We start from the raw sequence: 13,711 nt of genomic DNA on the forward strand, positions 1-13,711 counted from the left end.
GGCTGGTCGGTTTACCAAATAGTGCGCTTTTCTCCATGTGGAAAAGCCCGCGCCGGCCGATTTCTCCATGTGTAAATATTTGGTTACAAAACTGACGGTTGTTTACGTACTTTAGCCGCAGTATAGTCCCCCGCCTAATAGCTGCCTAGGCAAAGATTATTATGGACCATTTTTCCGCTGACGATATTGATAAGGTCTATGCCTGGGGACGGCAAATCCACCGGTTGAACCTGTGCAAGGATCGTATTCTTGAACGCTATCTGGAACCCTACGAGATTACCGCCGCCCAGTTCAAGGTCATGTTGATGATGAACCGGGACGGTTTAACCACGTCGGCGGAGCTATGCCGCTGCATCTCCCTTGATAGCGGCGCCATGTCGCGCATGCTGGACCGGCTGCAGAATAAAAAGATGATCATGCGGGTGCGCAGCACCACCGATCGACGTCAATTCCATCTGGCGCTGACCGAGCAGGGGCATGCGTTTTGCCGGCAGATCCCGCAGATAGCGCTCAAGTCCTTTAATGATTTACTGGCGCCCCTGACACCCTCAGAACTTAATGAATTCGATCGCCTGCTGAAGAAGCTGGCGATCCCTGCCGGTATTTAAGGAGTAAATTTTACTATGCCGTTGCGCATTCGTTTATTACCGTTGCTCTGCTCGCTGATCCTGGCGGGGTGCGCCCTGCCGAATGGTTTACATACCGAAGGCCGGACGCTTGATGTCGCCAGCCTGCACAGTGAAAACACGCTGAAGGCCAATACCCTGTCCAGCGCCGGCTGGCCGGCTGCCGACTGGTGGAACAGCCTTGGCGACCCGCAGCTTAACCTGCTCATCCAGCAAGCCTTGCGTTCCAGCCCCGATCTGCAGGTGGCGGACGCGCGCGCGCGCCAGGCCAGCGCCACGGTCCTGGCCGCCGAGGCCGATCGCATGCCGACGCTTGATGCTAACGCCGGCATCACGCGCGAACGCATGTCCGCGGTGGACGATCCTACCGGGCAAGGTAAAAGATATGCCACGCTGCGCACCCTGTCGGCGAACTTCGATTACAGCTTCGATTTATGGGGCGGGCAGCGTGCCGCCTGGGAAGCCGCGGTCGGTCGGGCCAACGCCTCGGAGGTCGATCGCCAGGCGGCCAGGCTGACGTTGTCCGCGGACGTGGCGCGCGCCTACAACACCCTGGGCCAGGCCTGGGCGATGCAGGATCTGGCGCAAAAAGATCTGGAGCGCACCCGCACCATGCTGAATCTGGCCTCCAAGCGTCTTAACGCCGGGCTGGACAGTAAATTCCAGTATCAACAGACCGAAAGCCTCGAGGCCTCGGCCGAAGCCAGCCTGACCGACACCCAGCAGCAGGTGCGCGCCGCCGGCATCCGTCTGGCGGTATTGCTGGGGCAGGGCCCGGATCGCGCCGCCGGCCTGCCGCGGCCGAAGCTGATTGCGCCGTCCGTCGTCAGCCTGCCGCCCACGCTTCCGGCCGAGCTGCTCGGCCGCCGGCCGGATCTGGTGGCCGCGCGCTGGCGGGTCGAGGCGGCAACCAAGGATATCAAGGTCAGCCGTACCGCCTTTTACCCCAACATTAACCTGACCGCCGCCGCCGGCACCAAATCGCTGGTGGGAGACGCGTTCTTTGGCGCGCCAGAACGTTATTTCAGCATTGGACCAGCCCTGTCGCTGCCCATCTTCGACGGCGGCCGCCGTCGCGCCGATCTGGCCGGCAGCAATGCCGATTACGATCTGGCGGTGGCGCAATACAACCAGTCGCTGGTGTCGGCGCTGGGGGATATTGGCGATGCCATTACCCGCCTGAATTCACTGGATATCCAAATCCAGCAGCAAATGCGCGCGCGGGATATCGCCAATGATTCATGGGGCAATGCCATGCAGCGCTACAGCGCGGGCGTCGGCAACTATCTTGATGCCCTGAGCGTAGAACAACAGCTTATCCAGGCCGAGCGTCAGCTGGCCGCGTTGAATGCCGATCGTACCGACACCGCCATCTTGCTGATGCAGGCGCTGGGCGGCGGCTTTCATTCTTCCGTTTCTTCCAATGCCGCGCAAAACGTGGCCATGAATCAAGCACACTGAGAACTATTTTATGGCTGAGAATTCCACCAACGCTCCAACAGATAACAACGCCGCGCCGGTCAATCCGCCGGCGAAGTCGGGTAAGCGCAGACTGATGTTGTTGATTTTAATGGCGATAATTATTGTGGCCGCTATTGCTTTTGGCCTTTATTATTGGCTGCACGCCCGTTTTTTTGAATCCACCGATGATGCCTATGTCTCCGGCAATCTGGTGCAGATTACGCCGCAGGTGTCGGGTACGGTTACCGCCATCGCCGCCGATGACGGCGACTTTGTCCGCCAGGGCCAGGTATTGGTGCGCCTGGATCCCAGCGATACCATCGTCAACCAGGAAAGCGCCGAGGCCAATCTGGCCAAGGTCGTGCGCCAGGTGCGGGGATTATACAGCAATGTGGATAATTACAAGGCCATGGTGGCGGCGAGCAAGATCCAGCTGCAGCGCGCCCGGGACGACTACCAGCGGCGGGCCAACCTGGCGCGCGACGGGGCGATATCCCAGGAAGAGCTGTCGCATTCACGCGACGCGCTGACCTCGGCGGAAACCTCGCTCACGTCGGCCCAGCAGCAGTTAAGCACCACGTTTGCCCTGGTGGACGACACCACCATCAGTTCCCATCCCGATGTGAAGGCCGCGGCCGCCCAGCTGCGCAAGGCCTATCTGGATCATGTGCGCAGCACCATGGTGGCGCCGGTCAGCGGTTATGTGGCCAAGCGTTCCGTGCAGGTCGGCAGCCGCGTGCAGCCGGGCAGCGCCCTGATGGCGGTAGTGCCGCTGGATCAAATCTGGATCGACGCCAATTTCAAGGAAACACAGCTGGTGAAAATGCGCATCGGCCAGCCCGTGGAAATTGATGCCGACCTTTACGGCGGCGATGTCGCCTATCGCGGCAAGGTCGAAAGCCTGGGCGTCGGCACCGGCAGCGCCTTCTCGCTGCTGCCGGCGCAAAACGCCAGCGGCAACTGGATCAAGATTGTCCAGCGTTTACCGGTGCGCATTCGCCTGGAGCCCGATCATCTGGATAAATTCCCGCTGCGCATAGGGCTGTCCACCAACGTGACCGTGAACCTGCACAACCAGGACGGCCCCGTGTTGGCGGTTAATCCGCAAGAGCAGCCGCGTTTCGCCACCGATGTCTACGACCATCAACTGGTGGAAGCCGATAAGCTGGTGGCCCGCATCATCCATGAAAATGGCGAGCAGGCCATGGCCGCCGGCCAGGGTAAAAATTAATGCGGAGTCGCCATGAGTGAACAATCGTTTCGTCCGCCCAGCCTGGTCTTGGCCACCATCGGACTGTCGCTGGCGACATTTATGCAGGTACTGGATACCACGATTGCCAACGTGGCGTTGCCGACCATTTCCGGCAATCTGGGCGTCAGCTCGGAGCAGGGGACCTGGGTTATTACCTCGTTCGCGGTCTCCAACGCCATCGCCCTGCCGTTGACCGGTTGGATGTCGCGGCGCTTCGGCCAGACCAAACTGTTCCTGGCGTCGGTGCTGCTGTTTATCATCACCTCGTTTTTGTGCGGTATTTCGCAAAGCATGACGCAATTGGTCATTTTCCGCGCCTTGCAGGGGTTCTTCGCCGGTCCGCTGTATCCCATGGCGCAGACCCTGCTGCTGTCGATTTATCCCGCCGCCAAGCGGGGGATGGCGCTGTCGCTGCTGGCCATGGTGACGGTGGTGGCGCCCATTGTCGGTCCGCTGGCGGGCGGCTGGATTACCGATAACTACACCTGGCCGTGGATCTTCTTTATCAACGTACCCATAGGTATATTTGCCGCCATGCTGGTGTTCGCCCAGTTAAAGGGGCGCCCGGAGGAGCAGGAGCACCAGCCTATAGATTATATCGGCCTGGGCCTGCTGGTGGTGGGCGTCGGCCTGCTGCAGGTGGTGCTGGATAAAGGAAACGACCTGGACTGGTTTGGGTCCAACTTTATTATCATCGGCGCGCTGATTGCCGCTATCTCGCTGACAGCCCTGGTGATTTGGGAGTTTACCGATAAACATCCCATCGTTAATCTGCGACTGTTCCGCTACCGCAACTTTTCATTCGGCACCCTGGCGCTGGTATTGGGGTATTCGGGCTTTTTCGGCATCAATCTGTTACTGCCGCAGTGGCTGCAAACCCAATTAGGCTACACACCGGTTTGGGCGGGGCTGGCGGCGGCGCCGATCGGCATACTGCCGGTATTCATGTCGCCGTTGGTGGGGCGCTATGCCCATAAGTTCGACCTCAGGCTGCTGGCGGGCGGCTCCTTCCTGGTGATCGGCGTCAGCTGCTTTATGCGCGCTGATTTCACCACCCAGGTGGATTATTATCATATTGCGATGATCCAGGGCTTTATGGGGATCGGCGTGGCGCTGTTTTTTATGCCGACCACCAGTATCCTGCTCTCGAGCCTGTCGCCAAGGGAGATTGCCGACGGATCGGGACTGGCAACCTTCCTGCGCGTATTGGGCGGCAGTTTTGCCTCTTCGTTAACCACCTGGATTTGGCAACGGCGTGAAATTTTCCACCATGCGCAGTTGACGGAAAACATCACGCCCTACAGCGCCAACACCCAGGAGTACATCGCCGGGCTGGGGGGCGCCAGCCAGACTGCCATGGCGCAACTGGATAAGCTGGTGGAAAGCCAGGCGTATATGCTCTCCACCATTGACTACTTTACCCTGCTGGGCTGGATGTTTTTTGCCCTGATCCTGGTTATCTGGCTGGCGAAACCGCCGTTCAGCGCCCAGGGCGGCGGGGGCGGGGCACACTAACGTCATTGCGCGCATTCTTCATGGCGGCGTCCGGGCGTCGCCATGACTATCCATGACTTCACGGATAAGATCGATAAACATGCGTAAACCGGCCGGCACCAGCCGGTGTCCCGGATAATACAGGCGCAGCCCCGCAAACCGCGGACACCAGTCTTCCAGTACCGGCGACAGCGCGCCGGACAACAGATAGGGCGCCGCCGCCGATTCACTCACCCAGGCCAGACCGGCGCCCGCCAGGGCTGCGTCGATCATCAGCGGCTGGTTATCCAGCGTCAGCGGGCCGCTCACATTCACCACCCGCTTTTCGCCCCGTCGTTCAAATTGCCAATGCAGCGGCGCGCCGCTGGGCAGCAGGCTGCGCAGGCAGCGGTGCCGGACAAGTTCGCCCGGCTCCTGCGCACGGCCGTATAAGGCAAAATACGCCGGCGCGCCCACCACCAGAAAACGCAGCGGCGGCGAGCAGGGCACGGCAATCATATCCAGCGGCACGCTTTCCGCCAGCCGGATGCCGGCGTCGAAGCCCTCCGCGACGATATCCACCAGCCGGCCGTCGGCCACGATCTCCACCGTCATATCGGGATAACGGCGCAAAAATTCCAGCACGATCGGCCGCAGGATCATCCTGGCCGCCGCTTCGGCGGTATTGAGCCGCAGGCGCCCGGACGGCGTCAGGCGAAACCGGTTGACGCCCTCCATGGCCGCATCGATTTCATTGAGCGCCGGGCGCACCCGGTTTAGCAATTGTTCGCCAGCCTGGGATAATGAAACGCTGCGGGTGGTGCGGTTAAACAGACGCACCCCCAGACGGCTTTCCAGCGTCGCCACCCGGTGGCTAAGCGCCGACGGTGAAATGCCGAGCTGGCTGGCGGCCTGACGGAAACTGCCGGCCGACGCCACCGCGTCTATAGCCTGCAGTTCGAACAATGCCGTATTCTTCATTGTGCTATTTCCTGCATCAAATCATGTCAAATTAGGCCTATTGTTGCATGCTTTCAACGGATTTATGCTGGCCGCAGGCATTCACGCCTTTCCAACGGAGTCTGTCACCCATGGCAAAAACCCTGCTCATCACCGGCACCTCTTCAGGCATCGGCCTGGCCGCCGCCGGCTATTTTGCCGATCAAGGCTGGAACGTGGTCGCCACGCTACGCCACCCGCAGCCGGAATCCCCGCTGGCCGGGCGCGATAATATCTTGCTGACCAGGCTGGATGTGGAGGATGCGCACAGCATCGGCGACGCCATCGACGCCGGCATGCAACGCTTTGGCGCTATCGACGCGCTGGTCAATAACGCCGGCTTCGGCCAGTTCGGACTGTTTGAGGCCGTGACCGAGGCCCAGATCCAGCGGCAGTTCGCCGTCAACGTTTTCGGGGTCATGGCGGTGACACGGGCGCTGCTGCCGCATTTTCGCCGCCAGGGCAGCGGCACTATTATCAATCTCAGTTCCGGCGCCGGCCTGTTCACCCTGCCGATGATTTCGCTTTATTGCGCCAGTAAATTTGCCCTGGAGGGGTTTAGCGAAGCGCTGGCCTATGAGCTGGCGGCGGTGGGCATCGGCGTAAAACTGGTTATCCCGCACGGCGGCGTGACGGAAACCCGGTTTGTCGAGCGCCAGGGCGAATATCAAGCCCAGGATAAAGGATTAACCGATTACGCGCTTTTTATCGCCAAGACGCAGCGGGCATTTGCCGCGCTGGGCGCGGCCAGGACCATCAGTGCGCTGGATGTGGCCAAGGTTATCCATGAGGCGGCCACCGATGGGTCGGATCGTTTGCGTTATCTGATCGGGGACGATAGCCGGGGATTTATCCGCGCCCGGCGCGAATTGCCCGAGGATGAGTATATTGCTTTTATGCGGGAAAGATTTTGCTGACAGCCCGGCTGCGGATAACGCAAAGGGAGCCATCAGGCTCCCGGGTGGTCATCAACGGAGTGCTTATTGCAGATGGGTTTTCAGTTCGGTCGCGGCCTGCAGGACTTGGGAACGCACCGCCGGCACCTGGCTTAACGGGTTTAACAAGCCGAAGTCATGGATCATGCCGTTATAACGGGTGATGGTAACGTCTACGCCGGCGGCATCCAGTTTGCGGCCATAGGCTTCACCCTCATCGCGCAGTACGTCCAGCTCGGCGGTTTGGATAAGCGTCGGCGGCAGGCCTTTCAACTGGGCCGGGGTTGCCATCAGCGGCGAGGCGTGAATATCCTTGCGCTGCGCGACATCCTTGGTATAAGCATCCCAGAACCATTTCATCATATTACGCGTTAGGAAATGGCCGTTGGCGTAGGTTTTATAGGAAACAGTATCGAAATTCGCGTTGGTCACCGGCCACATCAGGGCTTCGAAACGGATTTTCGGCGCGCCTTTTTCTTTTGCCATCAGCGCCACCACCGTCGCCATATTGCCGCCGACGCTGTTGCCGGCCACGGCGAGACGTGAGCCGTCGACGCCGATTTCCGCTCCATGTTCGGCTACCCAGCGCGTTGCGTCATAGGCCTGGTTGATGGCCACCGGATAATGCGCTTCTGGGGAAGGCGTGTAATTTACAAATACCGCCGCCGCTCCGGATTCCACGACCAAATCACGCACCAGGCGTTCATGGGTGGGGAAGTCGCCCAGGATCCAGCCGCCGCCGTGGAAGAACATAAATACCGGCAGCGTGCCGCTGGCGCCGGCAGGTTTGACGATGGTCAGGGAGATATCCTTCCCGTCGACGTTAATGGTTTTTTCGCTGACATCGGCCGGCGGCAGCTTGGCGTTGGCTTGCGCATCAACCAATACCTGGCGTGCATCTTGCGGCGAAAGCTGCTCCATGGGTTTGCCGCCCTGGCTGTTCAACGCGTTCAGGAACGCCTGGACCTGGCGATCGGCGGCGGAGGTCTGGCCCGCGGCAAACGCGCTGCTCATGCCGAGCGTCAACAGTGAAGCGGTAAACAGGGTGGTTAATTTGTTCATGATAAATTTCCTTGTGTGATAAAAGGTATCGCCGGGGGCGATGGTGGCGGTTATGCTACACGCATCATTAAATAGTGAAATAATATATAGCACACTATTTAATTGGTTGTAACTCTGTCCTGAAAACGTTAGCACAGGTGCGGTGTCTTGGAGGTTAACTGGGTCTTTCCGGCCTTGCTAAGTTCCCTGGAGGTAATTTAGTTAACTCGATATTAAATAGCAAGCTATTTAATAAGTTTTTTTTAGCCACCCCAGCCGCTCGCGTTCCCCGCGAGCCGATTGACGGCGCCGCTTGTGGGATAGGTACATGTTTAAAAAACATTTAATCAGATTAATTTTCGGTCTGTGTTCGCTGAAAGCAGTATACACATCCGACAGCTATGCCAGCCTGTTTCTGGCCCGATGACAAAATATATCGCCTCCCACAGTGGGTTTTACTGTAAGGTACCGCCGGGCCAGAAGATGGTTATGACATCCATCAATTAAGTTCAAAAGCCATGAGTCGGGGGAAACATATTTCCCAAAAAATAACGCACAGCCTGATGGTAGTGCGTTCTGCATGAGCGTCTGGTCGTCAGTCCTTTCTGCGCTCCGCAAGTAACGCTGAAATTGCCTGCGAAGCCATGATGGCCCGGGGGAAACCACCCGGAATAATCACGATATTGGCGATTTCCTTAATTTCTTCTTCGCTGGCACCGTGATTGAGGGCATAACCGGCATGAATCTTCAAAAAATCCGTCAGACCCAGCGCTGCGAAAGCCGTACAAAGCGCAATCTGACGCGTGCGAATGTCCAACACGCCGGTGCGATCGAAAATTTCACCAACCGCGAATGCACTCACGGCATTTGAAAGAAACGGGAAGTCACGTTCCAGTGCATCCAGTGAAGCAGGCTGCGGTGCGCCATTGGTCAGTAGACGTATGATTTCCTCACCTCGCTGACGACGTTCAGTGGTGGTCTGGCTGAGGTTAATAGCGGATTGTGTCATGTTTATTTCTCCTGTGTTTGGTCACGGGGCGGCACCGGAGGGCTGAGGTAATCGGTCGTGTCAAGAATCAATCCATCACGGACCCGCCAGATGAAACACGCTTCCAGATCAAAATGTTCCATCCCAAAACCCTTTTCACCGTGGTAGGTGAAGGAACCGATCACCAGTTCGGGGTCCGTGGTATCAATGAAATGAATCGGTGTCGCACGCAATTTCACTCCTGTGGCGAAAAAACGTTCAAAATGCTGTTTTAGGCCTTTACGTCCTTGCAGCAACGAGCGCTCATCACGTGCGATGGGATGGCGGACAACTGCGTCAGGTGCATACAGCATGTGCAGTTCGTGCCAGTTATCACTCGAAATATCATCGACCAGCTTTTGCATCGCTGCCCTGGGTGTTAAGTGGATCATGTGATATCTCCTTTCCGATTAGGAAGATTGCAGCTTGTCGAGCGAACTGGCGAAGTCGTTTTTCTCAAACTCCACCGTCTGCGCTCCCATAGCGAGAAACGATTTCATCCGGCGTTGAGCTTCGCCACTCACCAGCGTCTGATTAAGGGTATGACTCTCTTCGAGCAGGCCGAGATGGATCGGCAGATGATCGGCAGCATCCACCGCCACTTTGGTGAGTGCGATAGCCTGCGCCGGGAAAGTTGCAATCCGGTGGGCTAGCCTCTTCACAAAGGGTTTGAGCTCGGCCACTGGCATCGCACGGTTGATAAAGCCATAACGTTCAGCCACATCAGCGGCGATTTCATCGCATCCCAGAATCACTTCAAGTGCCCGCATACGTCCCAGTAGGCGTGGCAGGCGCTGTGAGCCCGTTGCACCAGGCAGCACGCCCATAGCCACCTCGAATTGCATCAGGACCGAGCGATCAGAGGCAAAAGCCATATCACAGGAGGTAAGAAACTCCGGCCCAATCCCGACTGCACGCCCGTCAAGCATAGCGATAGTGGCCTTAGGCAGCGTTCGCAGTGTTTCCAGAAGGGTTTGCAGTGGGTTGAGTGTGTTGCCTTTCGGCGGCACCCGATCACGGGGGCCGAGAAAGAGGTTGAGATCCGCATGTCCGATAAAAAAATCGGGGTCAGCACTGTCGAACACAATGGTGCGTACCCTATCATCCGTTCGCAATTCCTCAAGCAGTAGTGTCAGTTCCCCGATCACTTCAGGGGTGACGAGATTGAGGGGAGGATTGTCAAACGTGACAGTGGCCACGCCATCATCCAGTTGCTTACGCAGGGTGGAATATCGCTTGTCAGGCATCAAGGTTCTCCTATTAGTGTGTCTAGTGTGTCGACAAGCATACATATTATAAATAAAATGATAATCGCCGTTATTTTCAATTAACTATGTCAGTTAGGATATATAATTTACACCTCTATGAAATCGACTCTATTTAAAGACTACGAAGCGTTCATCGCTGTTGCGACAGCCGGTAGCTTTAATGGCGGGGCTCGTCTGCTGGAGATTAGCCCTTCAGCGATGAGCCAGATCATTCGTCGCCTGGAGGAGCGGACCGGGGTCCAGCTTTTTCATCGTACCACTCGAAGTGTGTCCACAACCGATCAGGGGGCACAACTGTTGGCACGCCTGAGCCTGGCGTTTCAGGAAATTGAAGCCGCAACCCGGGAACTATCCTGGCAACGTGAACACCCGGTCGGGAATGTCAGGCTCGTTATGCCGCGCGTTGCCTGGAAAGATCTGATCGCCCCTCGTCTTGCGACATTTCATACCTCATACCCGGAAATCACTCTGGAAGTTCGTCTGGACGATGCCTGGATCGACATCGTCAGTGAGGGATATGACATTGGTTTTCGCTTAGGTGAATACATACACCCGGAAACGGTCGCCTTTCCGGTTGGCCCTGCACTACGACAAATTCCGGTGGCTTCCCCCGATTACCTTGCGGCCAATGGAACACCAGAACACCCCAGAGACCTGGCTCGCCATCGATGTATTAACTGGCGGCAGCAGCCTGATGCCTCGCCTTATAACTGGGAGTTCAGTAAAGGCAGCGAGAAAATCACCCTTGCAGTACAGGGGCCACTGACCATCAATGATCGGCGTGAAGCGGTACGGGCCGCAACAGAGGGTCTGGGTATTGCCATGTGGGTCGAGCACCATTTACAGGAAGAGATTGATAGCGGGAAGCTGGTGCCTTTGTTGCAGGAGTGGTGTCCTGTCTATCAGGGCTTCTGGGCCTACTATTACCGTGATAAGCACATCAGCGCAGCAACCAGAGCCGTGCTCGATTTTTTACGCAGCAAAACCGCGGCGGTATAGCTGAAGTTATCGGGCCAGTGTCACCCCGGAACGAAAGCTGTTGGGTCGTGCAGGATGACTCGGCCGCTGGCCTCGCCCTTCGGGTCGTCGCCTGGCGGCAACGCTGTCTCGCTGCGCTCGACTCGAACCTGCGCAGGTTCAAATCCGCACGACGCGCGAAATATTGAGGTATTGGCTTGGTTTGAAGTTTGAGGGGTATTCTTGAAAGTGGTGGGTCGTGCAGGATGACTCGGCCTCCGGCCTCGCCCTTCGGGTCGTTGCCTGGCGGCAACGCTGTCTCGCTACGCTCGACTCGAACCTGCGCAGGTTCAAATCCGCACGACACGCGAAATATTGAGGTATTGGCTTGGTTTGAAGTTTGGGGGGTATTCTTGAAAGTGGTGGGTCGTGCAGGATGACTCGGCCGCTGGCCTCGCCCTTCGGGTCGTCGCCTGGCGGCAACGCTGTCTCGCTGCGCTCGACCCGAACCTGCGCAGGTTCAAATCCGCACGACGCGCGAAATATTGTAGTATTGGCTTGGTTTGAAGATTGGGGGGTATTCTTGAAAGTGGTGGGTCGTGCAGGATTCGAACCTGCGACCAATTGATTAAAAGTCAACTGCTCTACCAACTGAGCTAACGACCCACTTAAAAGGACAGAAATGGTGGGTGATGACGGGATCGAACCGCCGACCCTCTCCTTGTAAGGGAGATGCTCTCCCAGCTGAGCTAATCACCCATTTCTGTAAACGAACATCAAAACAATACCGACTTAAGAAGTGGTGGGTGATGACGGGATCGAACCGCCGACCCTCTCCTTGTAAGGGAGATGCTCTCCCAGCTGAGCTAATCACCCACTTCTTACCGCGTATTACTTCTATTTCTCACAGCGGAGCCACTTAGAAAATTAAGTGGTGGGTGATGACGGGATCGAACCGCCGACCCTCTCCTTGTAAGGGAGATGCTCTCCCAGCTGAGCTAATCACCCCGCCGTGTGGAGTCGCATTATAGGGATACTGCCAAGTGAGTCAACGATTTTTGAAAGTAAAAAGTGTGTTCGTCGTAAAATTAGTCAAGATGAACGGGTTTGCGCCTTTAATCTCTGCAAAAGGAGCAGCAAAAGTGGAACAGCGTTGAGGAATCGGGCTGGAGTGGTAGAATATTGTCCACTTTTTATAACCGGCCGGGAGTATTGCTCCCGACTGTCAGCCATGCGTAATAAGGCAGTGTTCCTGATGAAAATTAAAACCCGTTTTGCGCCCAGCCCCACCGGCTATCTTCATGTCGGCGGCGCCCGTACCGCTTTATATTCATGGCTGTTTGCCCGTAGCCAGGGCGGGGAGTTCGTGCTGCGTATCGAGGATACCGATCTTGAGCGCTCCACCCAGGAAGCTATCAACGCCATTATGGACGGGATGAACTGGCTGAACCTGGATTGGGACGAAGGTCCCTACTACCAGACCAAACGTTTCGACCGTTATAACGCGGTGATCGACGACATGCTGGTGCAGGGCACCGCCTATAAATGCTATTGCTCCAGGGAGCGCCTGGAAGCCCTGCGCGAGCAGCAAATGGCCAACGGCGAGAAACCGCGTTACGACGGCCGCTGCCGCCACAGCCATGAACAGCATGACGATGCCGAGCCTTGCGTGGTGCGTTTCGCCAATCCCCAGGACGGCTCGGTTATCTTTAATGATAAGATTCGCGGCCCGATTGAATTTAGCAACCAAGAGCTTGACGACCTGATTATCCGCCGTACCGACGGCTCGCCCACCTATAATTTCTGCGTGGTGATTGACGACTGGGATATGGCAATCACCCATGTTATCCGCGGTGAGGATCATATCAACAACACGCCGCGCCAGATCAATATTCTCAAGGCGCTGGGCGCGCCGGTGCCTGAATATGCCCACGTCTCGATGATCCTGGGCGACGACGGCAAGAAGCTGTCCAAACGCCACGGCGCGGTGGGCGTAATGCAGTACCGCGACGACGGTTTCCTGCCTGAGGCCCTGCTGAATTACCTGGTGCGCCTGGGCTGGTCCCATGGTGATCAGGAAATTTTCTCCATCGAAGAAATGAAGCAGCTGTTTACCCTGGACGATATTAGCAAATCGGCCAGCGCCTTTAATACCGAAAAGCTGCTGTGGCTTAATCACCACTACATTAATCATCTGCCGCCGGAATACGTCGCCACCCACCTGGTATGGCATATGGAACAAGCGGGCATTGATACCCGCAATGGGCCGCAACTGGCGGAGCTGGTGACATTACTCGGCGATCGCTGCAAGACCCTGAAAGAAATGGCGGCCTCATGCCATTATTTCTATGAGGATTTCGAGCAGTTCGACGCCGACGCGGCCAAAAAACATCTGCGCCTGGTGGCCCGCGAGCCGTTGGTGCTGGCGCGCGCCAAACTGGCCGCCCTGACGTCGTGGTCGCCTGAACACGTGCATAACGCTATCGAGGAGACGGCGGCGGAGCTCAACGTGGGCATGGGCAAGGTAGGGATGCCGCTGCGCGTGGCGGTCACCGGCGCGGGCCAGTCGCCGGCGCTGGATGTCACCGTCCATGCCGTCGGACAGTCACGTTCGTTGGCCCGTATCGATAAGGCGCTGGACTATATCGCCCAGCGCGCCGGATAAACCGTTC

At 57.3% G+C, this 13,711-nt stretch carries 12 protein-coding genes, 4 tRNA genes and 3 other RNA genes; 7 read left to right on the forward strand and 12 right to left on the reverse strand.

Going from position 1 to position 13,711, the window contains the following annotated elements:
- Positions 1–161: 161 nt before the first annotated feature.
- Genes ACL2XF_RS02160 through ACL2XF_RS02175 form a run of 4 tightly spaced genes read left to right on the forward strand, consistent with a single transcriptional unit; the run spans position 162 to position 4,854 of the window.
- Entirely contained in the window at positions 162–608 is a 447-nt protein-coding gene (locus ACL2XF_RS02160) for a MarR family winged helix-turn-helix transcriptional regulator (protein WP_410014136.1), read from the forward strand.
- Between the two features lie 15 nt (positions 609–623).
- Positions 624–2,087, forward strand: coding sequence for an efflux transporter outer membrane subunit (locus tag ACL2XF_RS02165; RefSeq protein ID WP_413723369.1), 1,464 nt, complete (start codon positions 624–626; stop codon positions 2,085–2,087).
- A gap of 10 nt (positions 2,088–2,097) precedes the next feature.
- Entirely contained in the window at positions 2,098–3,318 is a 1,221-nt protein-coding gene (locus ACL2XF_RS02170) for an efflux RND transporter periplasmic adaptor subunit (RefSeq protein ID WP_410014138.1), read from the forward strand.
- A gap of 12 nt (positions 3,319–3,330) precedes the next feature.
- Positions 3,331–4,854 (forward strand): DHA2 family efflux MFS transporter permease subunit, encoded by a 1,524-nt coding sequence (locus ACL2XF_RS02175; protein ID WP_410014139.1) that lies wholly within the window; start codon positions 3,331–3,333, stop codon positions 4,852–4,854.
- An 18-nt stretch (positions 4,855–4,872) separates the two neighbouring features.
- Here the strand turns inward: ACL2XF_RS02175 and ACL2XF_RS02180 are convergent, their stop codons facing one another.
- The gene (locus ACL2XF_RS02180; RefSeq protein ID WP_410014140.1) at positions 4,873–5,793 is read right to left on the reverse strand and encodes a LysR family transcriptional regulator; all 921 of its coding nucleotides are present in this window, start codon (positions 5,791–5,793) and stop codon (positions 4,873–4,875) included.
- A 110-nt stretch (positions 5,794–5,903) separates the two neighbouring features.
- On the opposite strand from ACL2XF_RS02180, the gene ACL2XF_RS02185 reads away from it, so the two are divergent.
- Positions 5,904–6,728: an SDR family oxidoreductase gene (locus ACL2XF_RS02185; RefSeq protein ID WP_410014141.1), complete on the forward strand. Its 825-nt coding sequence runs from the start codon at positions 5,904–5,906 to the stop codon at positions 6,726–6,728.
- Between the two features lie 63 nt (positions 6,729–6,791).
- On the opposite strand, the gene ACL2XF_RS02190 is transcribed toward ACL2XF_RS02185, so the two are convergent.
- The 4 genes from ACL2XF_RS02190 to ACL2XF_RS02205 form a co-directional block, all read right to left on the reverse strand.
- The gene (locus tag ACL2XF_RS02190) at positions 6,792–7,760 is read right to left on the reverse strand and encodes an alpha/beta hydrolase (RefSeq protein ID WP_413728753.1); all 969 of its coding nucleotides are present in this window, start codon (positions 7,758–7,760) and stop codon (positions 6,792–6,794) included.
- A 622-nt stretch (positions 7,761–8,382) separates the two neighbouring features.
- Entirely contained in the window at positions 8,383–8,796 is a 414-nt protein-coding gene (locus tag ACL2XF_RS02195; RefSeq protein WP_413727914.1) for a carboxymuconolactone decarboxylase family protein, read from the reverse strand.
- 2 nt (positions 8,797–8,798) lie between these two features.
- The gene (locus ACL2XF_RS02200; RefSeq protein ID WP_413723365.1) at positions 8,799–9,206 is read right to left on the reverse strand and encodes a nuclear transport factor 2 family protein; all 408 of its coding nucleotides are present in this window, start codon (positions 9,204–9,206) and stop codon (positions 8,799–8,801) included.
- A gap of 18 nt (positions 9,207–9,224) precedes the next feature.
- Positions 9,225–10,061: an enoyl-CoA hydratase/isomerase family protein gene (locus tag ACL2XF_RS02205; protein WP_413723364.1), complete on the reverse strand. Its 837-nt coding sequence runs from the start codon at positions 10,059–10,061 to the stop codon at positions 9,225–9,227.
- Between the two features lie 117 nt (positions 10,062–10,178).
- Here ACL2XF_RS02205 and ACL2XF_RS02210 point away from each other — a divergent pair, with 117 nt between their 5' ends.
- Entirely contained in the window at positions 10,179–11,081 is a 903-nt protein-coding gene (locus ACL2XF_RS02210) for a LysR substrate-binding domain-containing protein (protein ID WP_413727915.1), read from the forward strand.
- Between the two features lie 38 nt (positions 11,082–11,119).
- Here ACL2XF_RS02210 and ACL2XF_RS02215 read toward each other — a convergent pair.
- The 7 genes from ACL2XF_RS02215 to ACL2XF_RS02245 form a co-directional block, all read right to left on the reverse strand.
- Positions 11,120–11,245, reverse strand: a non-coding RNA gene (locus ACL2XF_RS02215) — RtT sRNA.
- A 44-nt stretch (positions 11,246–11,289) separates the two neighbouring features.
- A non-coding RNA gene (locus tag ACL2XF_RS02220) (RtT sRNA) lies at positions 11,290–11,415 on the reverse strand.
- A gap of 44 nt (positions 11,416–11,459) precedes the next feature.
- A non-coding RNA gene (locus ACL2XF_RS02225) (RtT sRNA) lies at positions 11,460–11,585 on the reverse strand.
- A 44-nt stretch (positions 11,586–11,629) separates the two neighbouring features.
- Positions 11,630–11,705, reverse strand: a tRNA-Lys gene (locus ACL2XF_RS02230).
- Between the two features lie 17 nt (positions 11,706–11,722).
- Positions 11,723–11,798 (reverse strand) — tRNA-Val (locus tag ACL2XF_RS02235).
- A gap of 41 nt (positions 11,799–11,839) precedes the next feature.
- Positions 11,840–11,915: transfer RNA gene (locus tag ACL2XF_RS02240), tRNA-Val, on the reverse strand.
- Positions 11,916–11,971: 56 nt separating this feature from the next.
- Positions 11,972–12,047 (reverse strand) — tRNA-Val (locus tag ACL2XF_RS02245).
- 247 nt (positions 12,048–12,294) lie between these two features.
- Here ACL2XF_RS02245 and gltX point away from each other — a divergent pair.
- Positions 12,295–13,704: a glutamate--tRNA ligase gene (gene gltX / locus ACL2XF_RS02250; protein ID WP_413727917.1), complete on the forward strand. Its 1,410-nt coding sequence runs from the start codon at positions 12,295–12,297 to the stop codon at positions 13,702–13,704.
- The last annotated feature ends 7 nt before the right edge of the window (positions 13,705–13,711 follow it).

This window comes from Sodalis sp. RH19 (assembly GCF_047324215.1).
In the GTDB taxonomy this organism is placed as follows: domain Bacteria; phylum Pseudomonadota; class Gammaproteobacteria; order Enterobacterales; family Enterobacteriaceae; genus Acerihabitans.

Coding starts and splice junctions, on each gene's coding strand:
- ACL2XF_RS02160 (WP_410014136.1), top strand. CDS start 162: ATGGACCATTTTTCCGCTGACGATATTGATAAGGTCTATGCCTGGGGA.
- ACL2XF_RS02165 (WP_413723369.1), top strand. CDS start 624: ATGCCGTTGCGCATTCGTTTATTACCGTTGCTCTGCTCGCTGATCCTG.
- ACL2XF_RS02170 (WP_410014138.1), top strand. CDS start 2,098: ATGGCTGAGAATTCCACCAACGCTCCAACAGATAACAACGCCGCGCCG.
- ACL2XF_RS02175 (WP_410014139.1), top strand. CDS start 3,331: ATGAGTGAACAATCGTTTCGTCCGCCCAGCCTGGTCTTGGCCACCATC.
- ACL2XF_RS02180 (WP_410014140.1), bottom strand. CDS start 5,793: ATGAAGAATACGGCATTGTTCGAACTGCAGGCTATAGACGCGGTGGCG.
- ACL2XF_RS02185 (WP_410014141.1), top strand. CDS start 5,904: ATGGCAAAAACCCTGCTCATCACCGGCACCTCTTCAGGCATCGGCCTG.
- ACL2XF_RS02190 (WP_413728753.1), bottom strand. CDS start 7,760: ATGAGCAGCGCGTTTGCCGCGGGCCAGACCTCCGCCGCCGATCGCCAG.
- ACL2XF_RS02195 (WP_413727914.1), bottom strand. CDS start 8,796: ATGACACAATCCGCTATTAACCTCAGCCAGACCACCACTGAACGTCGT.
- ACL2XF_RS02200 (WP_413723365.1), bottom strand. CDS start 9,206: ATGATCCACTTAACACCCAGGGCAGCGATGCAAAAGCTGGTCGATGAT.
- ACL2XF_RS02205 (WP_413723364.1), bottom strand. CDS start 10,061: ATGCCTGACAAGCGATATTCCACCCTGCGTAAGCAACTGGATGATGGC.
- ACL2XF_RS02210 (WP_413727915.1), top strand. CDS start 10,179: ATGAAATCGACTCTATTTAAAGACTACGAAGCGTTCATCGCTGTTGCG.
- gltX (WP_413727917.1), top strand. CDS start 12,295: ATGAAAATTAAAACCCGTTTTGCGCCCAGCCCCACCGGCTATCTTCAT.